The organism is Microbacterium sp. Ru50, assembly GCF_002920555.1.
Lineage (GTDB): Bacteria > Actinomycetota > Actinomycetes > Actinomycetales > Microbacteriaceae > Microbacterium > Microbacterium arborescens.
The window spans coordinates 422,324-446,031 of the sequence record NZ_PQSV01000001.1; the positions used below are offsets into that span (position 1 = coordinate 422,324).

Here is a 23,708-nt window from a genome sequence, read left to right on the forward strand (position 1 = left end):
TCTACGTGCGGCTCGCACGCCCGGCTCGGGCGGCGACCGCACGCCGGTGGACGTCGGGAAGGGCGGCCAGGAAGGCGTCTACATCCGCCTCTGTGCTCGTGCGACCGAGGGTCAGACGCAGCACGGCCCGCGCGTCGTCCGCCTCACGTCCCAGCGCGAGCACGACGTGCGACGGCTCGGTGACGCCCGCCTGGCACGCCGACCCCGTGGACACCGCGATCCCGACGGTGTCGAAGAGGAACAGCAGCGTCTCGCCGATCGTGCCCGGAAAGAGCACGTGCACGTTCCCCGGCAGCCGGTCATGGCGGTCGCCCAGGATCTCGGCCGAGGGGACGAGCGAGCGGATGCCCTCGATGAGGCGCTCACGGAGGCCCTCGAGCCGAACGGCCTCGTGGACGCGCTCGGCCTCGGCGATCCCGAGCGCCGCGGCGAACGCCGCCGCACCGGCAACGTCCTGGGTGCCGGCGCGAAGCCCGCGCTGCTGCCCGCCCCCGTGGGCGAGGGGCGTCAGCTGCGCGTGGCGCGAAACGACCAGCGCGCCGGTGCCCACGGGAGCGCCGACCTTGTGGCCGGACACGGACATCGTCACCAGGCCATGCGACGCAGAGCCCCCACCCCGCCAGGCGGCGAAGTCGAGGGGAATGCTGCCGAGGGCCGCGACCGCGTCCAGGTGCAACGGCACCGCCGCGTCACGCGCCGCCCGGGCCAGAGCGGCCGCGTCGTTGCGCGTCCCCACCTCGTTGTTGGCGACGAGTGCGGTCGCCAGCGCGGCCCCGGGCAGCGCCGCGGCGAACACCGCGGGATCGATGCGGCCGACGCGATCGAGGCCGACGGGGCGCACCGCGGCGCCCCAGCGCGACGCGAGCCACGCGACGGCGTCGATCGTCGCGTGGTGCTCGCCGTCGGGCAGCACGATCGGCCCCGTGGCGGGACCGTCGGCGGCGAGCCAGAGGCCCTTGACGGCCAGATTGATCGCCTCGGTCCCGCCCGATGTGAAGACGACCTCGATCGGCTCGCACCCGAGCGCTGCGGCGACGGCATCCCGCGCGTCCTCCAGGAGGCGACGAGCAGCTTGACCCGCACCGTGCACCGACGAGGCGTTGCCGAGGGTCTCGTGCGCCGAGAGCCAGGCGTCGCGCGCTTCCGGCCGGAGCGCGGTCGTCGCAGCGTGATCGAGATAGACGACCATCCCACCTCCTCGGGCGTTCATCGTCGCTCATTACTGTAGAACGCATGCCCGACAGCACCAGCCCGGCCGGACTGCACGACCCCCGCCTCACCGGCCTCGGCGTGACCCTCCATGATGACGGCGGCACCATCCGCGTCTGGTCCGAGCGGGCGACGTCGATCGACGTCGTGCTGTTCGACGACGACGACCTCGACTGGGCCGTGGACGAGCGGCCGCTCTCGCCCGTCGGCGGGGGCGTCTGGGAGGCCGAGATCGAGACGCTGCGCGCCGGCGTCCGGTACGCCCTGCGGGTCGACGGACCCCACGGACCGGGCGACGTCTTCAACCCGCAGACCCTGCTGCTCGACCCCTACGGACGGGGCATCGTCTCCGGAGCTCCGGGCGATCATCGCTCGGTCGTCGTCGATCCCGCATTCGATTGGGGCGGGATCCGCAAGCCCCGCGTGCCACGCGACCGGACGGTCATCTACGAGGCCCACGTGAAGGGCCTCACCAAGCGGCATCCCGACATCCCGCCGGCGCTGCACGGCACCTATGCCGGTCTCGGTCACCCCGCCATGATCGACCACTTCCTCTCACTCGGCGTGACGAGCGTCGAACTGCTGCCGATCCACGCATTCGAGAGCGAGCCGCGTCTCCTCGCTCTCGGGCTGACCAACTACTGGGGCTACAACACCCTCGGATACTTCGCGCCGCACGCCGCGTATGCGACCCAGGACGCCCGCCGCAGCGGCCCTACCGCCGTCCTGAAAGAGTTGAAGCGCACGGTGCGGGCGCTCCACGCGGCCGGCATCGAGGTCATCCTGGACGTCGTCTACAACCACACCGCCGAGCTGGAGCTGGGCGGGCCGCGCTCGAGCTTCCGGGGAATCGACAATCGTGCCTATTACCGGCAGCACGACGACGGCGCGTACATCGACGTGACCGGTTGCGGCAACGCGGTCGACACATCGACGGACGCCGCTGCCCGGCTCGTCCTCGACTCGCTGCGGTACTGGAGCGAGGAGGTGCAGATCGACGGGTTCCGCTTCGACCTCGCCGTCACGCTCGGTCGGAACGCCCAGCACGTGTTCGACCCCCAGCATCCGTTGCTGCGCGCGATCGCCGAAGACCACGTGCTGGGCGAAGACAAGATCATCGCCGAGCCCTGGGATGTCGGACTCGGCGGATGGCACACCGGCGGCTTCGGCGACGGATGGCAGGAGTGGAACGACCGGTACCGCGACGGCGTCCGCAACTTCTGGCTCAGCGACATCGACTATCTGCGCCGCGCCGGCACCTCGCCGGCGGGCGTGGGAGGTCTCGCCACCCACCTCGCCGGCTCAGCGCCCTTGTTCGGCGCGGAGCGCGGTCCGCTGGCCGGGGTGAACTTCATCACGGCGCACGACGGCTTCACGCTGCGCGACCTCGTGTCGTATGACGTCAAGCACAACGACGCCAACGGCGAGGAGGGCAGAGACGGCGCCGAGACGAACCGGTCGTTCAACCACGGCGCAGAGGGCGAGACCTCGCTCGATCACATCGTTGCCGCGCGACGCCGCGCCATGCGCAACCTCGTGGGAACCCTGCTGCTGTCGGCCGGGGTGCCGATGCTGACGGCGGGTGACGAGATGGGCCGCACCCAGCTCGGCAACAACAACGCCTACTGCCACGACAGCTCCCTGACCTGGCTCGACTGGCAGCTCGCGGACTGGCAGGTCGACCTCCTCGCCCACGTGGGGGCGTTGACCCGGCTGCGCGCGGAGAACCCCGCGCTCCGTCCGGTGCGATACGCGGACCCGGACGACGAGGTGCCCGAGGCGTCGGTCATGCACTGGTTCGACGCTCAGGGAGAGCCGATGACGGAGGCGAGGTGGACCGATCCGGAGCAGCGCACCCTGCAGTACGTCGCGACCTCGACGCCGGCCCACGAACCCGGCAACCGCGTGCTGCTGGTCATCCACGGGCGGGAGGATGACGCCGAGGTCGTGCTGCCCGCCGTCGGATCGGCATCGTCGTTCCTGGCGCTGTGGTCGAGCGCCGACGAGCGACCGCTCGAGAACGGTGCTCGATTCGCCCCGGGCGACCGTCTGGCCGTGTCCGGACCGACGCTGCTTTTGCTCAGAGCCGAGTGAGGCGCAAGCCCGTTTTTCGAACTCGCGCACCGCGATAGGTTCGAGCCGTGGCATCAACGACGCGCACGACCTCACCCGCCCCGTTCCGCAGCACCGCCGAGATCCCCCGCCGGACCGTCGAGCCGCTTCCGTCTGCCGGCGACACGGTCACCGGACGCATCCCGCTCCAGCGACCGGCCCCCTCGGTTCCCGGCGACCGGTTCCGGCCCTCGGCCTTCAGCGGCGAAGCCGTGCCGTTCCGCGTCACGGCGTTCCGCGAAGGCCACGACTCGATCGGCGTGCATCTGCGACTGTTCTCGCCCGATGGACGAGAGTCGTTGCACCGCCTGACTCCCCTCAACGACGGGTTCGACCGATGGTCCGTCCTCATCGCCCCTCTCGCGGAAGGCGTGTGGCGGTTCCGCTACGAAGCGTTCGGCGACGACTTCGCCACGTGGCAGCACGCGGCCGCCATCAAGATCGCGGCCGGTGTCGACGTCGCCCTCATGCGCGAAGCCGGGGCTGTGCTGCTCTCGCGCGCCGCCGCTGACAAGACCCGTCCCGCGGCCGAGCGTCGCATCCTCGACAAGGCCGTCGCGCGACTCCGGGATGCCGCCGCCGATGCGGTCGATGCGCTCGCGGTCGTCCGCAGCGCGGATCTCGCGAACATCTTCGCCGACCGCCCGGTGCAGTCCCTCGTCACCGTCGGCGACGAGCACGAGCTGCTCGTCGAGCGCGAGCGCGCCGGAGTCGGCGCCTGGTACGAGTTCTTCCCGCGGTCGGAGGGCGCCGAGCGGCTCCCCGACGGCACCGTGCGCAGCGGCACCTTCGTCACCGCACGCGACCGGTTGCCCGCGGTCGCCGCGATGGGATTCGACGTCCTCTACCTCCCCCCGATCCACCCGATCGGGCGCACCCACCGCAAGGGCCCCAACAACACCCTGACGGCCGGTCCCGGCGACCCCGGGTCGCCCTGGGCCATCGGCGGCCCCGAGGGCGGTCACGACGCCGTGCATCCCGACCTGGGGACGCTCGAGGACTTCCGCGGCTTCCTCGCCGCGGCCTCCGAAGCCGGTCTGGAGGTCGCGCTCGACCTTGCGCTGCAGGCTTCCCCCGACCACCCCTGGGTCGCCGAGCACCCCGAGTGGTTCACGACCCTCCCCGACGGATCGATCGCGTACGCCGAGAACCCGCCGAAGAAGTACCAGGACATCTACCCGGTCAACTTCGACAACGACCCCGCGGGCATCCGCGCCGAGGTCCTGCGCGTCGTCCGGCACTGGATCGCCCAGGGCGTTCGGATCTTCCGCGTCGACAACCCGCACACCAAGCCGCTGCAGTTCTGGGAGTGGCTCATCGCGACCATCGCAGACGAGACCCCCGGGGTCGTCTTCCTCGCGGAGGCGTTCACCCGCCCCGCTCCCATGCAGGGCCTCGCGATGGCCGGATTCCAGCAGAGCTACTCGTACTTCACCTGGCGGAACACCAAGGAGGAGCTCGAGGAGTTCCTCACCTCCGTGGCTCACGACACGGCGGACTTCATGCGCCCGAACCTCTTCGTGAACACCCCCGACATCCTCACGGAGTACCTGCAGTACGGCGGACGCCCCGCCTACAAGATCCGCGCCGCCATCGCCGCGACCGCCGGCGCCTCGTACGGGGTGTACGCGGGATTCGAACTCGTCGAGAACGTCGCCCGGCCCGGCTCGGAAGAGAACATCGACAACGAGAAGTACGAGTACAAGTTCCGCGACTGGGCGGATGCCGAAGCGCGCGGCGAATCGCTCGCGCCGTTCCTCGCCCGCCTGAACGAGATCCGCCGGGCCCATCCTGCACTGCGGCAGCTGCGAAACCTCTCGTTCCACTGGTCCGACGACGACGCCATGGTGGTCTTCTCGAAGCACCTGCCCGCCGCGCTGACGGCCGACGGTGCGGCCGACACGATCCTGGTCGTCGTCAACGTCGATCCTCACTCCGCGCGCGAGACGACCGTGCATCTCGACACCTCGGTCTGGGGCGTCGCGCCGGGCGATGAGTACGAGGTGGAAGACCTGCTCACCGGATCCGTCTGGACCTGGAACGACCACAACTATGTGCGCCTCGACGCCTTCGTCGAACCCGTGCACATCCTCCACGTGAAGGAACGCCGATGAACGCCCCCGCAGACCACGTCCTCGACTCGGTCGCCACCGGCTCGTACCACGCGCCGCACGATGTCCTCGGCGCCCATCAGGCGGCCGACGGCTGGGTGATCCGCGTCCGGCGTCCCCTTGCGCGCACGGTCACGGCCGTGTTCGCGAATCAGCCGGAGGCGTCGTTCCGCCACCTCCGCGGCGGAGTGTGGGAGGCGGCCCTCGACGCGCGCCCCGAGGCCTATCGCGTGGTCGCGACCTACGACGACGCGCCGGCGTGGGTGGCCGACGACCCGTACCGTCACCTCCCGACTATCGGCGAGCTCGATCTGCACCTCATCCGCGAGGGCCGTCACGAGGAGCTGTGGCGAGTGCTCGGCGCCCATGTGCGTCTGCACAACGGCGTCCCCGGCGTCTCGTTCACGGTCTGGGCGCCCAACGCACGCGCAGTCCGCGTGATCGGAGACTTCAACGGCTGGGACGGCCAGGGCCACGCGCTGCGATCGATGGGAGACTCCGGCGTCTGGGAGCTGTTCGTTCCGGGACTGCCGGCCGGCACGGTCTACAAGTTCCAGATCCTGACCGGTGACGGCGCGTGGATCGACAAGGCCGACCCGATGGCGCGGCAGTCGGAGGTCCCTCCCGCGACGGCCTCGATCGTCGCTGAGAGCGCATACGAGTGGGAGGATGCCGCGTGGCTCGAGCGCCGCGGCACCTCGACGCCCATCTCGCAGCCGATGTCCGTCTACGAGGTGCACCTCGGATCCTGGCGGTCCGGCCTCGGCTACCGCGAGGCGGCCGATCAGCTCATCGACTACGTCCGCGCGCAGGGCTTCACCCATGTCGAGTTCCTCCCGCTGGCCGAGCATCCGTTCGGCGGCTCGTGGGGGTACCAGGTCTCGGGTTACTACTCCCCGACCAGCCGCTTCGGGTCGCCGGACGACCTGCGCTACCTCATCGACCGGCTGCACCAGGCGGACATCGGCGTCATCATGGACTGGGTCCCGGGCCACTTCCCGAAGGACGCCTTCGCCCTCGCGCGCTTCGACGGCCAGCCGCTCTACGAGCACCCGGATCCGCGCCGCGGCGAGCACCGCGACTGGGGAACGCTGATCTTCGACTACGGCCGCAACGAGGTGCGGAACTTCCTGGTCGCGAACGCGCTCTACTGGTTCGAGGAGTTCCACGTCGACGGCCTCCGGGTCGATGCGGTCGCCTCCATGCTCTACCTCGACTACTCGCGCGAGGAGGGCCAGTGGGAGCCGAACGTCCACGGCGGACGCGAGAACCTCGAGGCGATCTCGTTCCTCCAAGAGGTCAATGCGACGGCCTACAAGCGCTATCCCGGCATCGCTATGATCGCCGAGGAATCCACGAGCTTCCCGGGCGTGACTGCTCCCACCGAGTGGGGCGGCCTCGGCTTCGGGTTCAAGTGGAACATGGGCTGGATGAACGACTCGCTCCAGTACATCAAGCGGGACCCGATGTATCGCGGGCACCACGAGGGCGAGCTGTCGTTCTCGTTCGTCTACGCCTTCAGCGAGAACTTCGTCCTGCCGATCAGCCACGACGAGGTCGTGCACGGGAAGGGCAGCCTGTTCACGCGCATGCCCGGCGATCACTGGCAGAAGCTCGCCAACATGCGCGCCTACCTGGCCTACATGTGGGGCCACCCGGGAAAGCAGCTGCTGTTCATGGGGCAGGAGTTCGGGCAGATGTCGGAGTGGTCCGAGTCGCGCGAGCTCGACTGGTGGATGCTCGATCAGCCGGCCCATCGCGGCCTGCACGCGTTCGTCGCGGACATGAACCGCACCTACCGCGAGCAGTCGGCCCTGTGGTCACGCGATTCGGACGGCGAGGCCTTCTCTCGCCTGGGTGCGCCGAACTGGAACCCCAACGTCATGGCGTTCGCGCGCCGCGACCACCACGGGAACACCGTGGCCGTGATCTGCAACTTCTCGGGAGTCCCGCTGCACGACTACACGCTCGAGCTGCCCGCGGACGGCGCGTGGCGCGAGGTCCTCAACAGTGACGCCGAGGAGTACGGCGGCTCGGGTGTCGGCAACTTCGGAACCGTGCACGCGTCCGACGGACGCGCGACGATGGTCATTCCGCCACTCGGTGTGCTGTGGCTGCACCACGCCTCCGAAGAGGTGCCCGCAGTCTCGGAGAGCTGACACCAACGCGGCGGGCCCGGGGCATGTCACGATGGTGACGGCCCCGGGCCCGTGTCGTCGGCGTCAGAACATCAACGATGTCAGGCGGCGACGCGCGGCGAGAACGCGCGGGTCGCCGTCTCCCACGAGCCCGAAAAGCTCGAGAAGCCGATCGCGCACCGTCGCCCGAGCCTCACCGTCGGCCGCCGCGAAGAGATCGAGCAGTCGCCCGAAGGCATCATCGACGTGCCCGCCGGCAACGTCGAGGTCGGCGACGCGAAGCTGCGCCTCGACGTCCAGCGGAGCGGATGCCGCGGCGGCGCGCGCCTCTCCGAGATCGAGCCCCTGCACGCGATCGAGCAGCTTCACCTGCCCGAGCCCGGCCTGAGCGTCGGCATCGCGGGGGTTCTCCGCGAGCGCGCGCTCGTAGGCGCTGATGGCGCGCGGGTAGTCGCCGGCCTCGATCGCGGCATAGGCCTCGGCGTGCAGCGGGGGCAGCGGGGCCTCGGCGTTCTCTTCAGCCGACTCCGTTCCCTCGTCCGCCGGAACGGTGCCGGTCACACCGTGCTGGGCGGCGAGCTGCAGCAGCTGCGCGAACACTTCGCGTACCTGCTGCTCGGGAACGGCGCCGGTGAACAGCGGCACGGGCTGGCCGGCGACGAGCGCGACGACCATGGGAATGGACTGGGCCCGGAACCCCTGCGCCAGCTGCGGGTTCGCGTCGACGTCCACCTTCGCCAGGACCACCCGGCCGGCGAGCTCCGTGACGACCTTCTCGAGGACCGGGCTCAGCTGCTTGCACGGCCCACACCACTCCGCCCAGAGATCGACGACGACCGGGACGGTCCGCGAGAGCTCCAGGACTTCGCCGAACGTCTGGTCGGTCACGTCGAAGATCAGACGCGAACCGCCGCCCGCCGGCTGCTCGGCGGCGGCGCCGGCCGGAGCAGGCGCCGCGGGACGATGACGCAGCGACGACAGATCGAGGGCTCCGCGGAGCACGGCACTGGGAGACGGATCGCTCATTCAGACAACCTTCGCTGAGAGGACATTGGAACGGTAACCGAGGAACTGGATCGGCTCGGACGAGCCCGCACCGGGCACGAAGAAGAACAGCTGGTCGGCGTAGGTCGTGGTGAAGCCGGTCGAGGACTGCGACACGCCGGTCAGGGCGCTGGCCACGGGGTTGGTGTCGGGGACGTTGATGACGGCGTCGGGATTGCTCGGCGTGAACGTGTGGTCCTCGGTGATCGTCACCGCGACGACCGCGCCGCTCTCGAGCGTCTGCAAGGCGATGGGCGCCTGCGTGCCGGCCTGCGTCGTGAAGGAGACCGTTCCCGTCTCGGCACCGGTCTGATTGAAGTCGTTGACGATCTGCTCGCGGTTCGACGCGACGCCCGAGCGGAAGGCATCCCCCTCCGCCTCGAAGAGTCGGGCGTACGGGCTCGCGTCACCGTTGGTGAGCAGGTCCGCATACGCCGCGGCGAGATCCTTCGGCGGCAGCACGAGGAACGGCGAATCGGGTGCGACTTGCGCAGCACCGAGGTAGGCCGGCGCGAGCTCCGGGAACGAGTCGGTTGCCAGCTCCGCGATGTAGCCGAGCTTGTAGTTGGACCACGGGTCCTGCTGGCTGACCGTCATGATCGTGTCCGACGCGCCTTCGCCGCCGTCGACGACCGCGAGGAAGGTCCGAGGCCACTTGTCGAAGGTCTCCGGCAAGAGGATCTCGAGCGGCTCGGCCGGAACGGGAGGCAATGGCGCCCGATCCGCGATCTTCGACCGCAGGGTGTAGTTGGTCTCGCGCTCCGCGAGAGCGGGTCCGGCGAGGCGCGTCGCCGCCAGCGCGGCGTCGGCGCTCGCGTCGGCCGTCGAGACGTCCTCGGCGATGCGGGTCAGAATGCGCTCCGCCTGCTGCTGGGTCACGGCGGGTGGCGCCTGGTCGGGATCCGCGACGACCGTCGCGGTGGGAGAGGGCGTCGGGCTCGGCGCGAGCTGGGGCCAGGCGTCGGCGGAACACCCGGACAGCGCGACGACCGACACGAGCGGAAGGGCGAGCAGCGCCTGCCGGCCGCGGGTGAGTCGTCGGCGCGGCGGCGTCGACGAGATGACGCCCTTCGCCTCGTCCTCCACGGTGAGGTCGATGGGCTGCGTGGCGGTCATGGGGAGGCCCTTCCGTCGCGGACCGCGCGACCGGCGCAGGTGGCGCCAGCCGAGCGCGTACATGACGATGCCGAAGGCGAGGAGGATCCCGCCACCGACGATGAGCGGGCCGGCCCACGGCGTGTTCGACTCGATGGGCCAGGTCACCTGGATGTCGGCGGGCGCGGCGGCCGTACCGTCCGACGCGATGAGGACGCTCATGTCCTCCGGCAGCTGCAACGAGGTCGTCAGTGCGTCGTCGCGCTGGAACTCCTCGAGCCACAGGTCCGAACCGACGGGTGACGGCATCGCGGGGACGGTGCCGTCCGCACTCGGCGAGGGCGCGGAGGCGGCGGCGACCTCGGTCGTCGTGATGGCGCCCTCCTCGTCGACGCCGAGCCGCGTGTAGTCCGTGCGCGCGAGCCACGCGGTCACGTCGGAGGTCCGGCCGTACGCGGCGAAGACGGTGCCGGAACCCTGCACGCTCAGCGACTGGGCTCCCGGCCGCGATGTCAGGACAGACCCGTCGATGAGCGTGAACGGCGCGTCCGCGGCCACTGTCACCGACTCGGTCACGCTCTCGGGTCCGCGCAGGATCGTACGCTGCGCGATGCCCGCACCGATCATGACGGTCGCCAGGACGAACGCGACAACAGCCCACACGAAACGCACGAAGAAACACCTCTCCACATCCGGAACGGGACCACCGAACGCTTGATCGACGTTCCAGAGTATCGAAAACGACCTGAAAAGGTCGTGAAAGGGGCGCCTCCCGGCGAAACCCCGCACGGATCGTAAAGTGAGGTGATTCGACCCCGGAGGCGTTCGTGAAGATCCAGAACCCGTTTCGCACCGCGCTGATCGCCACCCTCGGCGTCGGCGTCGGCATCGTGATCATCGGGGGGATCCAGACCCTCTCGACGATCCTCCTCTATGTCGGCACCGCCCTCTTCCTCGCGCTGGGTCTCGATCCCGTGGTCTCCTGGCTCGAGCGACGACGACTGCCGCGCTGGGCCGCGCTCCTCATCACGTTCGCCGCACTCCTCGCCGCCTTCGCCGGCATCATCCTGATGGTCGTGCCGATCATCGTGTCGCAGATCAGCCAGCTCGTCGCGGCCATCCAGGATCTCGTCACCAACGGCAACTGGGACCCGGTCAACGCCGTCAAGGACTGGCTGACCGTCACGTTCCCGCAGCTGAACGTCGACGAGCTCTTCCAGTACCTCTCCGACTGGTACAACTCGCTCGACATCGGGGCGATCGGCGGGTCCATCACCGGGTCGATCATCCTCATCGGCGGCGGGATCATCAGCGGCTTCACGGGCGCCGTCATCGTGCTGATCCTGACGATCTACTTCACGGCATCGACGCCCAACCTGAAGGCCGCGGTCTATCAGCTCGTCCCGGCATCGCGGCGTCCGCGTTTCATCGACCTCGCCGAGCAGATCACCGCATCCGTCGGCTTCTACGTCATGGGCCAGGTGTCCCTCGGCGTCATCAACGGTGTGCTCAGCGCGATCTTCCTGAGCGTGATCGGGGCGCCGTTCCCCGCCGTGCTCGCGGTCATCGCCTTCTTCTTCTCGCTCATCCCGCTCGTGGGAACCCTCACAGGCTCGGCGATCATCGTGCTGACCTGTCTGATCCCGGGGCTTTCCGAGCCCCAGACGGCGCTGTGGGCGGCGATCTGGTACCTCGTCTACATGCAGGTCGAGGCGTACTTCATCTCTCCGCGCATCATGAATCGGGCGGTCTCGATCCCCGGTGCCGTCGTGGTCATCGCGGCCTTGGCCGGGGCTGCGCTGGGGCAGCTCCTCGGAGCGCTCGTGGCGATCCCGGTGGCAGCCAGCATCCTGATCATCTACCGTCAGGTCGTCATCCCGCGGCAGAACGAACGCTGACGATCAGTCGTCGTCCCACTCCTCCGCGAGCGGCAGGGCGTCGGGGTTGACGGCGGCGACGATCTCGGTGAGGACGCGACGGGTCTGGTTCTCCCCCACCCACAGATGCTTCCCGCCCTCGACCGCGATGAGGGTGGCGTGCGGGATCGCCGCGAATCGCTCGCGCGCTTCGGCCGGCCTGAGGTAGTCGTCGAACTCGGGCACGACGATCACGACGTGTCGCTCATCGTCGGCCCAGGCAGCGACCTCGTCGGCGGTGGCGCGGTGCAACGGCGGCGAGAGCAGGATCACGCCCTCGATGTCGTGGTCGCGCCCGTACTTGAGGGCGAGTTCCGTGCCGAACGACCAGCCGACGAGCCAGGGTCGGGGCAGTCCCCGCTCGCGCACGAAGGCCATCGCGGCGGCGACATCGAAGACCTCGCCGACACCGCCATCGAATGCACCCTCGCTCGTGCCACGCGGCGAGGTGGTCCCGCGCGTATTGAAACGCAGCACCGCCAGGTCGGCGAGGGCCGGGAGCCGGCCCGCAGCCTTGCGCAGGATGTGCGAGTCCATGAAGCCGCCCGCTGTCGGGAGCGGATGCAGCGTGACCAGCGTCGCGACCGGGTCGCGGTCCTGCGGCAGCGCGAGCTCACCCACCAGCGTCAGGTCGTCGAGCGTGTGCAGCTCGATGTCCTCGCGCCGCGCCGGGAGCTGAACGGGTCCACGGATCTCGAAGCTCATGCGATCCTCCAACATGCTGAATGCCAATGCCGACGCGCGGCCAGATCCGCGGCGTCGCCCAGGACGCCGTCCGCGCGCCAGGCGACCACGTGCGCCGTCCCCGGCGTGATGTCACGCCCGCAGCCGGGGCACGTGTAGGTCTTCTGCGCCTGCGCCGCCGACACGGGTTGGACGGTCCATTCGACGCCACGACGCGTCTCCGACCGCTTCCAGCCGCTCAGCAGCCGCTCGAGCGAGTCATCGCGCGGCTCCGGCCGTCGCCTGTTGGAACGGGGCATGGGGCACCGTCACCACCAGTGGTTGCTGGACCAGAATGCGTACGCCTCGCTCCAGCTGCCGTAGCGCCCCACGGCGTAGCCGTTGGCCCACCTGAGGTTGTCGACGGGGTCGTATCCGCTGCCCGGGACCTTGCTGCAGGGATAGGCCTGCACCAGCCCGCACGCGCCCGACGAGGCGTTCGTGGCGTTCGGGTTCCAGCTGCTCTCGCGCGAGACGATGTAGTCGACGTATCCCCAGTCGCCCTCGGGGATGCCGGCGGCGCTCAGCCAGTCGGTCGACGATCCGCCACCGCTGTACATGACCGGCGCGGATCGCGACGTCCCCGCGCTCTCACCGTCGACCGGGGTCGGGGTCGGCGTCGGCGTCGGGGTGGGCTTGGGCGCCACGTAGACGGTGAATCCGCTGCGGTCGAGGTGCGCCGGGGCGGGAGCCACGGCGTCGGTTGCGAGCGCCTGAGCGTCACCGCGGGAATCGGCCCACAGCGAGACGACCTCGACCGGCTTCTCCTGCGCGGCCGCGAGCGCCGTCCCGAGCGGGGCGAGGGCTCCGCCGGCCATGCCGAGCGCTGCGACGGCCGCGAAGACGGCGGACACTCCGCGCCGGCGCGACCAGCGCGCGGGGGCCGACGACGACGGGACGCGCGCGACCGGTGTGCGCGTCGTGCGTCGGGTCACAGTCGAGCGAGAAGTCACAATGCCCTCGAGTTTAGCGAGGCGGGGGTCATCTCTCCATCAGACTCACCCGATGGCGAGGATGACGGACACGACCCCGTCGAGCACGGCGTCCACCTGCGCTTCGCGGTAGCCACCGCGCTGCATCCGGAAGGCCACCGAGCGCACCTGCTCCACGGTGAGGGGCTCGCCGGATTCGAGGTACCGCGCGATGCGGTCCGCGACGAGATCGACCTCGTCCATCCGGTAGCCGTAAGACAGCACGCTCACGCGGTCGAACCGCCGGCGCTGGGGGCGAGACAGCCGGTCGAGGATCTCCTGAGCGAGATTCCGCGAGCGACCGACCCACGCGCGGGCACCGGCGCGCGACAGGGCGCGTTCCCGCTCCCGTGCGGCAAAGGCATCCTCGATCCGTCCGATCGCCGCATCGACGGGCGCGACGGCGTATCCCCCGCGCACGAGCGGAAATGCGGTCGCGCGGATCGCGGCGGAGTCGAGTTCATCCTCGTCCGACGATTCGAACGCCTCGCGAGCGCGACGCAGGAAAGCGTCGACGGCCGCCCGGTCGTATCCCTTCGCGCGCCCGTGCACCTCGGGGAACGGGCTCGCGGACAGGGAACTCTCGGTCGAAGTCATGACATCACCAGGGGGGACAGAGCGTGGAACAGGACGAGCGCGACGACGGTGGACGGCAGGATGGAATCGAGACGGTCGAGCACTCCACCGTGGCCCGGCAGCCACGAGCTCATGTCTTTGATCCCGAGATCCCGTTTGATCATCGATTCGGCCAGGTCGCCCACCGTCGCGGAGCCGAGGATCACCAGACCGATGATCACCCCCGTCCAGGCGGGCAGTCCCAGAAGCAGCCAGGCGAAGCCGACCGCGACGAGCACGGCCACGACGCCCGCTCCCGCGAAGCCCTCCCAGGTCTTCTTCGGGCTGATCCGCGGGGCCATCGGATGCTTGCCGAACGCGAGGCCCGCCGCATAGGCGCCGGTGTCGGCACCGACCACCACCGCGATCATCGCGAGCACCCAGAACTCACCGCCGTCCTCACGCAGGAGGATCAGCAGCAGACTGCCGAGGAAAGGCACGTAGAGCTGCACGAAGCCGCTGATGAGCACGTCGCTGAGCACCTGCCCGTAGCGGCGGCTCTCGACGCTCACCATCTGCGCCATGAGGCGCCAGACGATGACCGACACGACGGCGGCGAACACGACCACCCAGTGGGTGCCGGCATCGAGGAGGAAGCCGGCCGCCAGGACCGCGGCACCGGCCACGAGCTGCGGCACGACATCGACCCGACGGCCCGCGGCCTGCAGGGCCCGGACCAGTTCGAACACGCCGAGAAGAGCGACAGGGATCGCGAAGAGGACGAAGACCCACTTCACGAAGATGAGCGACCCGATGACCACGACGCCGATCGCGATGCCGATCAGGATCGCCACGAACAGATTGCGCCCCGTACGCGCGTTGATGCGCTCGTTGGCCTGCTCGAAATCAGCGCGAGCCTTGCCGATCTGGTGCTCGAACTCCGTCCGAGCGGCGCGCACCTGATTCTGGAACGTCGAATCACCGTGCTCGCGCGAACGGGAGCGCTCCCGCTCTGATCGAGACGGGGCGTCGTCGCCGGGTGCGCTCATCGGTCTCAGACCTCGAGGAGCTCGGCCTCTTTGCGCTTGAGCGCGTCGTCGATGAGATCGACGTGAGCGCGCGTGAGCCCGTCGAGCTCCTTCTCTGCGCGCACGAGCTCGTCCTCGCCGACCTCGCTCTTGAGACCGTCGAGTTCGTCCTTCGACTTGCGCCGGATGCCGCGGAGGTGGACCTTGTGGTCCTCGCCCTTCGAGCGGACGAGCTTCACGTACTCCTTGCGGCGCTCCTCGGTGAGCTCGGGCATGGTGACGCGGACGATGTTGCCGTCGTTCGTCGGGTTCACGCCCAGGTTCGGGGTGTCGCGGATGGCCTGCTCGATCGCCTTCAGCGCCGACTTGTCGTAGGGCGTGACGATGATCGTCCGCGCCTCGGGCGTGTTCAGCGAGGCGAGCTGAGCGAGCGGAGTCGGCGACCCGTAGTAGTCGACGAGGATCTTCTGGAACAGCGCCGTGTTGGCCCGCCCCGTTCGCACGGTGGAGAAGTCCTCCTTCGCCGCCTCGACGGCGCGTTCCATGCGGGCTTTCGTGTCAGCGAGGATCTCGGGGATCACGTCACTCCATTCGTCGGTACGTCCGGTCAAGTCTAGTCTGCGGGCGGATGCCGCTCACACGGTGACGAGCGTGCCGATGCGCTCGCCCAGCAGGGCGCGGGTGACGTTGCCGGCCGGCTCCATGCCGAACACGCGCATGTCGATGCGGTTGTCCATGCAGAGGCTGAAGGCGGTCGAATCCACGACCTTGAGCCCGCGCTGCAGCGCCTCGCCGTACGTGATGCTCTCGATCTTCTGCGCCGTCGGATCCTTCTTCGGGTCGGCGGTGTAGACCGCGTCGACGCCGTTCTTGGCGACGAGCACCTCGTCTGCCTTGATCTCGAGCGCGCGCTGGGCGGCGACGGTGTCGGTCGAGAAGTAGGGCAGGCCCGCGCCGGCTCCGAAGATCACGACGCGCCCCTTCTCCATGTGGCGCTCCGCGCGGCGTGGGATGTAGGGCTCGGCGACCTGCGTCATCGAGATGGCCGACTGCACACGCGTCGCAGCCCCCGCCTGCTCGAGGAAGTCCTGCAGCGCGAGGGCGTTCATGACGGTGCCGAGCATGCCCATGTAGTCGGCACGGCCGCGGTCCATGCCGCGCTGGCTCAGTTCGGCTCCGCGGAAGAAGTTCCCGCCGCCGACGACGATCGCGACCTCGACCCGGTCGACCGCCTCGGCGATCTCGCGGGCGATCTGACCGACGACGTCGGGGTTGACGCCCAGCTGGCCGCCCCCGAACGCCTCGCCCGAAAGCTTCAGCAGGACGCGACGGCGCCCGGTCTTCTCATCGTTCATCGTGTCCCTCTCGTCGCTGTGTTGCAGAGTATCGCCCGGATGGGCATGGAAAAGGCCCGCATCCGAGGATGCGGGCCTTTCGGGCAATTACGCGCCGACCTTGAACCGAGCGAAGTCGGTGATGGTGATGCCGGCATCCTTCGCGACCTGCGCGACGGACAGCTTGTTGTCCTTCGCGTAGTCCTGGTCGAGCAGGGCGACCTGCTTGAAGAACGCGCCCACGCGGCCCTCGACGATCTTGGGCAGAGCAGCCTCGGGCTTGCCCTCGTTGCGGGAGATCTCGGTGACGATCTCGCGCTCCTTCTCGACGTCGGCCTCGGGAACGTCCTCGCGCGACAGGTAGCTGGGGTTCGCGAACGAGATGTGCTGCGCGATCGAGCGAGCCGTCTCGGCGTCCGAGCCGGAGTACGCCACGACGACGCCGATCTGCGGGGGCAGGTCCTTGCTCGTCTTGTGGAGGTAGATCTCGAACGCGTCGCCGGTCAGCGTGCGCACGCGGCGCAGCTCGACCTTCTCGCCGATGATGGCGGCCTCATCGTTGATGAGCTGCTCGATCGTCTGACCCGAAGCGTCGGCGGCGAGGGCGGCCTCGACCGAGTCGGCGGATGCGGCGGCAGCAGCGTCGGCGACCTTGTCGGCCAGCGCGATGAAGCGGTCGTTCTTCGCGACGAAGTCGGTCTCGCAGGCGAGCTCGACGAGGGTGACCTTGCCGTCCTGCTCGCGCGCGACGACGAGGCCCTCGCTCGTGGAGCGGTCGGCACGCTTCGCGTTGCCCTTCGCGCCCTTGAGGCGGAGGATCTCGACGGCCTTCTCGACGTCGCCGTCGGCCTCTTCGAGGGCCTTCTTGGTGTCGACCATTCCGGTGCCGAGCTGCTCGCGAAGAGCCTTGATGTCGGCGATGGTGAAGTTTGCCATGAGTGGCGGCTCCTTCTGTCTGTGGGAGATCTCGTGGATGCCGATCGGCGCGGCCGGGCTCAGCCGCGGCCGCGCCGATCGTAGCGGGTCAGGAAGACGCGCTGATTACTTCTCGGTGGCCTCGGCGGCGACGGTCTCGCCCTGCGCCTCGGCGCCGGCCTCGTCGGCGGGCGTCTCGGTCGCGGCGACCTCGGCGGCAGCGCCCTCGACCACAGCGGTCTCAGCCGGAGCGCTCTCGAGCAGCTCGCGCTCCCAATCGGCGAGGGGCTCGGCCTCGGCCGACTCGTCGGACGGCTGGTGACGCTGGATGAGGCCCTCGGCCGCGGCGTCGGCGATGATGCGCGTGAGCAGGCTCACCGAGCGGATCGCGTCGTCGTTGCCGGGGATCGGGTACTGGAACTCGTCGGGGTCGGCGTTCGTGTCGAGGATGCCGATCACGGGGATGCCGAGCTTCTTGGCCTCGTCGATGGCGAGGTGCTCGCGCTTGGCGTCGACGACCCAGATGGCCGACGGAGTCTTCTGCAGGTTGCGGATACCGCCGAGCGACTTGTGCAGCTTGTCGAGCTCGCGCTTCTTGAGCAGCAGTTCCTTCTTGGTGAAGCCGCTGGCAGCCGGGTTCTCGAAGTCGAGCTCCTCGAGCTCCTTCATGCGGGCGAGGCGCTTCGAGACAGTCTGGAAGTTGGTCAGCAGACCACCGAGCCAGCGCTGGTTGACGTAGGGCTGCCCCACGCGGGTCGCCTGCTCGGCGATGACTTCCTGCGCCTGCTTCTTGGTGCCGACGAAGAGGATCGTGCCGCCGTGGGCGACCGTCTCCTTGACGTACTCGTAGGCGCGGTCGATGTACGACAGCGACTGCTGCAGGTCGATGATGTGGATGCCCGAGCGCTCGGTCAGGATGAAGCGCTTGACTTTCGGGTTCCAGCGGCGGGTCTGGTGCCCGAAGTGGACGCCGCTGTCGAGCAGCTGGCGAATGGTGACGACGGCCATGGCCGTTCTCCTTCTGTTTCGGTTGATTCGCCGGGCCGACGGCCCGGCACTCCTGGCGCCCGACGCACTTCCGCTCGCCGCCGGAGCGGGAGACCTGGGGAAGATGCGCCACGATCGGAGAACCGATCGCTCAGGGCACGCGTAGTCACCTCGACGAGCGAGGTGCGGTGATCAGTGTAGCAGTGAGCCGCTCCTCCCCGAGGCGCGCGGCGGTCGGCTTCTCCACGTGTCGGCTCTCCGCACCGTCCGCGCTCGGCACGGGCTCGAGACTCGGCACATGATCCGCCGTGTCGTCCGAAGCCTCGCCGCAGCTCTCGTCGTGGTGAGCCTGCTCCTCCTCGGCGATCCCGGGTCCGACCCGGGTGCCCATGCGGATGCCGTTCCCGCCCCACCGTCGGGGTGGACGATGCCACTCCGACAGCCCACGGTCGTCCGTGGATTCGAAGCCCCCGCGCACGAATACGCCCCCGGTCACCGCGGCGTCGACCTGTCGGGCCCGGACGCCGAGGTCCTCGCCCCGGCCGGCGGGACGATCGCTTTCGCCGGCCCGGTGGCGGGCCGGCCCGTCGTGACGATCGATCACGATGACGGCCTGGTGACCAGCCTCGAGCCGGTCGAGACGACGCTCGCGCCGGGAACCGCGGTGGCCCGCGGAGAGCCGGTGGGCACCGCGGCCACCGGTGGTCATGTCGGCGACCGCGGCATCCATTTCGGCATCCGCCGCCACGGGGAGTACATCAACCCGCTCATCATGGTCGCCGGCCTGGCCCGGCCGGTCCTCTTGCCGTGCTGCTGAGCGTCAGCCGATCGCGTTGCGGTCGCCGCTCTGCGTGACCGCCCCGAGACGGTCGGCTGCGACCCGGTTGTCGTTGCCCGACACCGACACGGCGCCGACCTCATCGGCCTCGACGGTGTTCCGGTCGCCCGCGACGGCGAGAGCGCCGACGACGACGGCATCGACGTCAGCGGACTGCCCCGTGACCTCGAGCGAGTCGACGGAGCCGAGGTCGATCTCGAGGCGATCGCCGCTCGCGACCACACGGCCGATACGCGCTCGTTCCAGGTCGACGTCGAGCGCGGTGCCTTCGATCCGGACCAGATCGCATTCGCCGGTGAAAGAGACGTCGAGGTCGTTTCCGCGGATCGCGAGCACGCCGTCGAGACACGAGACTTCACCTGCCTCGGGCGCAGCGGGAGCCGTCGCGCCCGGCGACACGTCCGAGGTCGTCGGTGACACGGGAGAGGGGGCGGGTGCCGTCCGGGGCGCGGTGGGGCGGACGATACGGTCGGGCTGGTCCGAGGATGCCGGTGTGCACGATGCCAGCATCGCGACGAGTGCGATTGCCCCCACGACGACGGCGGGCGTTCTCATACGCGTCTCCTCACGGTGTTCCCGGTCCCTCACGGTGAGCCCGGTGGCTCCACGCTACGACGCTCCGGCACGGCGCACCATCAGGCCCGAGGATGAGCTTGGCGATAGGCGGAGGCGAGCCGCTCCCCCGACACGTGCGTGTAGATCTGCGTCGTGCCGAGGCTTGCGTGCCCGAGGATCTCCTGAACGGCGCGCAGGTCGGCGCCGCCATCCAGCAGATGCGTCGCGGCGGAATGTCGCAGGGTGTGCGGCCCGACCGCATCCATCCCGAGTGCGGGGCCGAGCTCCTCCGAGACCGTCGCGTACACGCCGCGCGGAGTCAGCCGGCCTCCCCGTGAGCCGAGGAACACCGCGCGTGCCGCCCCCGTGCGGCCCGCGGCGCGCGCCGCGAGCACCGGGCGCCCGCGCACCAGGTACGCCTGCACGGCGTCGAACGCCGGACCGCCCACCGGAACGACCCGGTCTTTTTCGCCCTTGCCGGTGACGCGCGCCGTGCGCCGTGCGCTGTCGACGTCGTCCAGGTCGAGCCCGCACAGCTCGGACACGCGGATGCCCGTCGCGTACAGCAGCTCGAGGATCGCGTGGTCGCGGAGGAGGACCGGGTCTCCGTCGGCGGCCCGCACCCTCAGATCGTCCAGGACCGCCGCCATCGTCTGGGCGGTCGCGACCTTGGGCAGGGTTCGCGCGCGCTTCGGTGACGCGAGGCGCAGCGCGGGATCGCTGGCGATCGCGCCGCGCTCGGTCGCCCACGCGAAGAAGCCGCGCGCGGTCGCGGTTCGGCGAGCCAGTGTCGAGCGCGCGTCGCCCCGTTCGCTCGCGCGCCAGACCCAGTCACGCAGCACCTCGATGTCCACCTCCTCGAGCTCGATGTCCCCCGACGCCGCAGCCAGATCGACGAGATCGTTGCGGTAGGCCCGGACGGTGTTCTCCGACAGCCTGCGGACGCGCAGCAGATGCTCCGCATACGCCTCCGCCGCCTCCGAGATGAGCATGCAGCCAGCATGACCGATACGCCGGTGCTGCCGGGCCAGGCTCGCGGGCCGCCGACCTTCAGCTCGCCGTTCGACGCCACCCACGCTCGTCGGACACGACTCGACCATCGAGCTCCAGGAACCCCAACCAGGCGGTGACCTCCTCGCCGGCCACGCCGGAGCGCCGAGCGATCTCCGCGACGTTGCGGGGCGTTCGTGTGCTCAACGCGTCGAGCACCCTCGTGGCATCGTCTGTACGGCCGTCGCCCTCGACAGCCACGGCAGGGCCGGCCTGATTCGACCATCCGAGCATCTCCCGCACGTCTTCCGCGCTCGTGATGCACCGGCCGTCGTATTCGCGGAGGATCCGGTGGCATCCTGCCGAAGCCGCCGAGGTCACCGGCCCCGGCACTGCCCCGAGGGCCCGCCCGAGCGCCGCTGCGTGGCCCGCGGTGTTCAACGAACCCGACCGCCACCCCGCCTCGACCACCACGGTGGCATCGGAGAGCGCGGCGATGAGCCGATTGCGCTGCAAGAAACGCCACTTCGTCGGCGCCGTGCCGCATGGCACCTCGCTCACGACCACTCCACGGCGCGACACGTCCGTCAGCAGACCGGCGTGCCCCGACGGGTACGCCTTGTCGACGCCGCCGGCCAGCACGGCGATCGTGACGCCGTCGACCGCGAGGCACGCCCGGTGCGCCGCTGCGTCGATGCCGATGGCGGCACCCGAGACGATCGTCGCACCGCCGACGGCGAGGTCTCCCGCGATCTCCCCCGCGACCTGCACCCCGTATGGCGTCGCAGCACGGGCGCCCACGAGCGCGACAGCCGTCGAGCTCGTCGTCGCCTTCGCCGCCGTCGCGAGCTCGTCCGTGTGCCCGCGTGCCCACAGGGCGACAGGAGCATGGATGCCGAGCTCGTCGACGTGCGCCGGCCACGCCGCATCCTCCGGGACGACAAGCCTGACGCCCACCCGCCGGGCCCGCTCGATCGGATAGTGATGGTCATCCTGGCGCGGCCGCCAGCGGGCACACGCGCGGCGCCAGTCCCCCACGCTCAGGTCGAGTTCCGGCGGAGGCGCGTCATCGCGCAGGGCGCAGTCGAGCGCACGGGCAGCTCCCAGCCGTTGGATCGAGAGTCCGGCGACGCCGTCACCGGGTTCCGCGAGCACCGACCACCGGGCCCGGGCCCAGCGCTCCTCACGGCTCTCGGGGTCCTCGAGGTCATCGGCAGGCACGAGCCCCGCCAGCGCGACGCGCGCGTCGTCGCCGCTCACTGCTGCAGCCCCTTCTTGAGGAACAGCGCGCGCCCGACGTCACCCGCGGTCAGGCGCTCGCGACCGGCGAGGTCGGCGACCGACCACGCCACCCGCAGCACCCGGTCGTAGCCGCGCAGGGTGAGCGCGCCGCGCTGGAGCGCCGCATCGAGGGGAGCGCGGACGCGCGGCTCGGGTGCAAGCGGTCCATCGCGCAGCCAGGCTCCGGAGACAGCGGCGTTCGTCCGCCAGGGCGTCGCCGCCAGCCGCGCTGCAGCCCGCGCACGCGCGGCCGCGACCTGCTCCCGCGCTTCGGCCGTGGTCATGTGCGCAGGAGCGCGCGCCGTCAGGTCGGCCAGGGAAACCCGCGCGAGCGAGAGCTCGATGTCGATGCGGTCGAGCAACGGACCCGAGAGGCGACCCAGATAGCGGCGGATCGCGAGCGAGGGGCACGAGCACGTGCCGCCGCGGACGCCGTACTGTCCGCACGGGCAGGGGTTGGTGGCGAGGACCAGCTGGAACCTCGCCGGAAGCGTCGCCCGGAACCCCGCCCGGTGGATGTCGATCGATCCTGCCTCGAGCGGCTGACGGAGAGAGTCCAGCGCGTGGGCACTGTACTCCCCAGCCTCGTCGAGGAACAGCACGCCTCCACTCGCCCGAGCGATCGCTCCCGGCCGCAGCGACCTGCTGCCACCGCCAACGAGCGCCGCGACGCTCACGCTGTGATGCGGCGCCTCGAACGGAGGCACTCTGCTCAGGCTGTCGACGACCGTGCCCGACAGCGAGCGTATCGATGCCACCTGCAGGGCGGTCTCGTCATCGAGCGCGGGCAGGAGCCCGGGCAGGCGGCGTGCGAGCATGGTCTTCCCAGCACCGGGCGGACCGCTCATGAGCAGATGGTGGCCGCCGGCTGCCGCCACGACGAGCGCGTCGATCGCCTCCTCCTGCCCCCGGATGTCCGAGAGATCGTCGACAGGCAACCCATCCCCGCTCGCTGCGTCCGCGGCCGGTACCGGCACCTCGGGAACCGCCTCGTCGTCGCCATCGATCTCGAGCCCGTGCCAGCGCGCGACGCCCGCAAGGGTGCGGCATCCGACGACGCGAATCCCGTCGACGAGCGCGGCTTCGGCTCGGCAGGCCTCGGGAACGATCACCGTCCGTCGTCCCGCCCGTGCCGCGGCGATGACAGCGGGCAGCACGCCCGGAACCGGGCGGAGGCGCCCGTCGAGGCCCAGCTCGCCGATGTGGACGGTGTCGGCGAGCGACGCCGGGTCCATCGGCAGCTCTGTCGCCAGCGCAGCCGCCGCGATGGCGACGTCGAAACCCGCCCCCTGCTTCGGCAGGCTCGCCGGCGAGAGGTTGACCGTCACGCGACGCCGCGACAGCGGCAGCCCGCTGTTCTGGCAGGCGTTGTGCACGCGCTGCTGCGCCTCGGCGAGGGCCCGGTCGGCGAGACCGACGATGCGGAACGCGGGCGTCTGATTCGACAGGTCGGCCTCGACCTCGACGAGGTCGCCCACCAGACCCGTGAGCGAGACCGCCCACGTGCGGCCGAGGCTCACCGCAGATCCTCGACGTGCTCGAGCACCGCAGCCTCGACGTCGTCGCCGGTGATGCCGATGACGTCGAGGCGTATCCGGCGCCCGCGCACCTCCCCCGGATGCGCGGCGATCCACGCGCACGCGAGGCGCCACAACCGGTCCTTCTTGCGATCATCGACCGCCTCGAACGGGTGCCCGTACGCCGCGGTCCGCCGGGTCTTGACCTCGACGATGACGAGCTCGTCGCGCGACACCGCGACGATGTCGATCTCACCCTGCCGATCGCGCCAGTTGCGGTCGAGTATCTCGTAGCCGAGGCGGGTCAGGTGCCGCGCAGCCCGCTCTTCACCGGCGCGGCCCCGGTCGTCTTTCGCTGCCATACGAGAACTCTCGCGGGGCGACGGAGA

General features: G+C 70.2%; 22 protein-coding genes. 5 read left to right on the forward strand and 17 right to left on the reverse strand.

What is annotated here, in order from left to right:
• Position 1: 1 nt before the first annotated feature.
• Positions 2–1,189, reverse strand: coding sequence for a cysteine desulfurase family protein (locus C3481_RS01935; RefSeq protein WP_088379922.1), 1,188 nt, complete (start codon positions 1,187–1,189; stop codon positions 2–4).
• A 44-nt stretch (positions 1,190–1,233) separates the two neighbouring features.
• On the opposite strand from C3481_RS01935, the gene glgX reads away from it, so the two are divergent.
• From glgX to glgB, 3 genes are read left to right on the forward strand one after another with little or no spacing between them, the layout of a single operon-like run.
• The gene (gene glgX / locus C3481_RS01940; RefSeq protein ID WP_103840586.1) at positions 1,234–3,303 is read left to right on the forward strand and encodes a glycogen debranching protein GlgX; all 2,070 of its coding nucleotides are present in this window, start codon (positions 1,234–1,236) and stop codon (positions 3,301–3,303) included.
• A gap of 47 nt (positions 3,304–3,350) precedes the next feature.
• Positions 3,351–5,435 carry an alpha-1,4-glucan--maltose-1-phosphate maltosyltransferase gene (locus tag C3481_RS01945; protein WP_083990664.1) on the forward strand — a complete coding sequence of 695 codons (2,085 nt, stop codon included), beginning with the start codon at positions 3,351–3,353 and terminating at the stop codon, positions 5,433–5,435.
• Positions 5,432–7,591, forward strand: a complete 2,160-nt coding sequence (gene glgB, locus C3481_RS01950; RefSeq protein WP_071918144.1) for a 1,4-alpha-glucan branching protein GlgB — start codon at positions 5,432–5,434, stop codon at positions 7,589–7,591. Before C3481_RS01945 ends, glgB begins: the two co-directional genes overlap by 4 nt.
• Positions 7,592–7,654: 63 nt before the next feature.
• On the opposite strand, the gene C3481_RS01955 is transcribed toward glgB, so the two are convergent.
• Both C3481_RS01955 and C3481_RS01960 read right to left on the reverse strand, forming a co-directional pair.
• Positions 7,655–8,596, reverse strand: coding sequence for a tetratricopeptide repeat protein (locus tag C3481_RS01955; RefSeq protein ID WP_088379919.1), 942 nt, complete (start codon positions 8,594–8,596; stop codon positions 7,655–7,657).
• The gene (locus tag C3481_RS01960; RefSeq protein ID WP_172407782.1) at positions 8,597–10,381 is read right to left on the reverse strand and encodes a glycosyl transferase; all 1,785 of its coding nucleotides are present in this window, start codon (positions 10,379–10,381) and stop codon (positions 8,597–8,599) included.
• Between the two features lie 155 nt (positions 10,382–10,536).
• Here C3481_RS01960 and C3481_RS01965 point away from each other — a divergent pair, with 155 nt between their 5' ends.
• On the forward strand, positions 10,537–11,607 hold the full coding sequence (locus C3481_RS01965; RefSeq protein WP_023950933.1) for an AI-2E family transporter: 1,071 nt from the start codon (positions 10,537–10,539) through the stop codon (positions 11,605–11,607).
• A 3-nt stretch (positions 11,608–11,610) separates the two neighbouring features.
• Here C3481_RS01965 and C3481_RS01970 read toward each other — a convergent pair whose 3' ends face one another.
• The 9 genes from C3481_RS01970 to rpsB all read right to left on the reverse strand — a co-directional run bounded on the left by C3481_RS01970 (position 11,611) and on the right by rpsB (position 18,159).
• Positions 11,611–12,330, reverse strand: a complete 720-nt coding sequence (locus C3481_RS01970) for an alpha/beta hydrolase (protein ID WP_088379917.1) — start codon at positions 12,328–12,330, stop codon at positions 11,611–11,613.
• Positions 12,327–12,608, reverse strand: a complete 282-nt coding sequence (locus C3481_RS16700; protein ID WP_023950937.1) for a hypothetical protein — start codon at positions 12,606–12,608, stop codon at positions 12,327–12,329. Before C3481_RS16700 ends, C3481_RS01970 begins: the two co-directional genes overlap by 4 nt.
• A gap of 9 nt (positions 12,609–12,617) precedes the next feature.
• Positions 12,618–13,283: a transglycosylase SLT domain-containing protein gene (locus tag C3481_RS01980; protein ID WP_242435573.1), complete on the reverse strand. Its 666-nt coding sequence runs from the start codon at positions 13,281–13,283 to the stop codon at positions 12,618–12,620.
• 63 nt (positions 13,284–13,346) lie between these two features.
• Positions 13,347–13,916 (reverse strand): DivIVA domain-containing protein, encoded by a 570-nt coding sequence (locus C3481_RS01985; protein ID WP_023950941.1) that lies wholly within the window; start codon positions 13,914–13,916, stop codon positions 13,347–13,349.
• Positions 13,913–14,923, reverse strand: coding sequence for a phosphatidate cytidylyltransferase (locus C3481_RS01990; RefSeq protein WP_064956631.1), 1,011 nt, complete (start codon positions 14,921–14,923; stop codon positions 13,913–13,915). The genes C3481_RS01985 and C3481_RS01990 overlap by 4 nt, the downstream gene beginning before the upstream one ends.
• Before the next feature lie 5 nt (positions 14,924–14,928).
• Entirely contained in the window at positions 14,929–15,483 is a 555-nt protein-coding gene (gene frr / locus C3481_RS01995) for a ribosome recycling factor (protein ID WP_064956632.1), read from the reverse strand.
• Between the two features lie 54 nt (positions 15,484–15,537).
• Positions 15,538–16,257, reverse strand: a complete 720-nt coding sequence (gene pyrH / locus C3481_RS02000; protein ID WP_023950947.1) for a UMP kinase — start codon at positions 16,255–16,257, stop codon at positions 15,538–15,540.
• 87 nt (positions 16,258–16,344) lie between these two features.
• Positions 16,345–17,172 (reverse strand): translation elongation factor Ts, encoded by an 828-nt coding sequence (tsf, locus tag C3481_RS02005; protein ID WP_023950948.1) that lies wholly within the window; start codon positions 17,170–17,172, stop codon positions 16,345–16,347.
• Positions 17,173–17,277: 105 nt separating this feature from the next.
• Positions 17,278–18,159: a 30S ribosomal protein S2 gene (gene rpsB, locus C3481_RS02010; RefSeq protein ID WP_023950949.1), complete on the reverse strand. Its 882-nt coding sequence runs from the start codon at positions 18,157–18,159 to the stop codon at positions 17,278–17,280.
• A gap of 277 nt (positions 18,160–18,436) precedes the next feature.
• On the opposite strand from rpsB, the gene C3481_RS02015 reads away from it, so the two are divergent.
• Complete coding sequence (locus C3481_RS02015; protein WP_083990666.1) at positions 18,437–18,955, forward strand: murein hydrolase activator EnvC; 519 nt, start codon at positions 18,437–18,439, stop codon at positions 18,953–18,955.
• A gap of 3 nt (positions 18,956–18,958) precedes the next feature.
• Here C3481_RS02015 and C3481_RS02020 read toward each other — a convergent pair whose 3' ends face one another.
• From C3481_RS02020 to C3481_RS02040, 5 genes are all read right to left on the reverse strand, one after another.
• Complete coding sequence (locus tag C3481_RS02020; protein ID WP_064956633.1) at positions 18,959–19,531, reverse strand: DUF3060 domain-containing protein; 573 nt, start codon at positions 19,529–19,531, stop codon at positions 18,959–18,961.
• Between the two features lie 80 nt (positions 19,532–19,611).
• Entirely contained in the window at positions 19,612–20,523 is a 912-nt protein-coding gene (locus C3481_RS02025) for a tyrosine recombinase XerC (protein WP_064956634.1), read from the reverse strand.
• 58 nt (positions 20,524–20,581) lie between these two features.
• Positions 20,582–21,781, reverse strand: a complete 1,200-nt coding sequence (gene dprA, locus C3481_RS02030) for a DNA-processing protein DprA (RefSeq protein WP_064956635.1) — start codon at positions 21,779–21,781, stop codon at positions 20,582–20,584.
• Complete coding sequence (locus C3481_RS02035; RefSeq protein WP_103840588.1) at positions 21,778–23,322, reverse strand: YifB family Mg chelatase-like AAA ATPase; 1,545 nt, start codon at positions 23,320–23,322, stop codon at positions 21,778–21,780. The genes dprA and C3481_RS02035 overlap by 4 nt, the downstream gene beginning before the upstream one ends.
• A complete protein-coding gene (locus C3481_RS02040) occupies positions 23,319–23,681 on the reverse strand; it encodes a YraN family protein (RefSeq protein WP_023950961.1) in 363 nt (120 codons plus the stop codon). Before C3481_RS02040 ends, C3481_RS02035 begins: the two co-directional genes overlap by 4 nt.
• Positions 23,682–23,708: the final 27 nt, after the last annotated feature.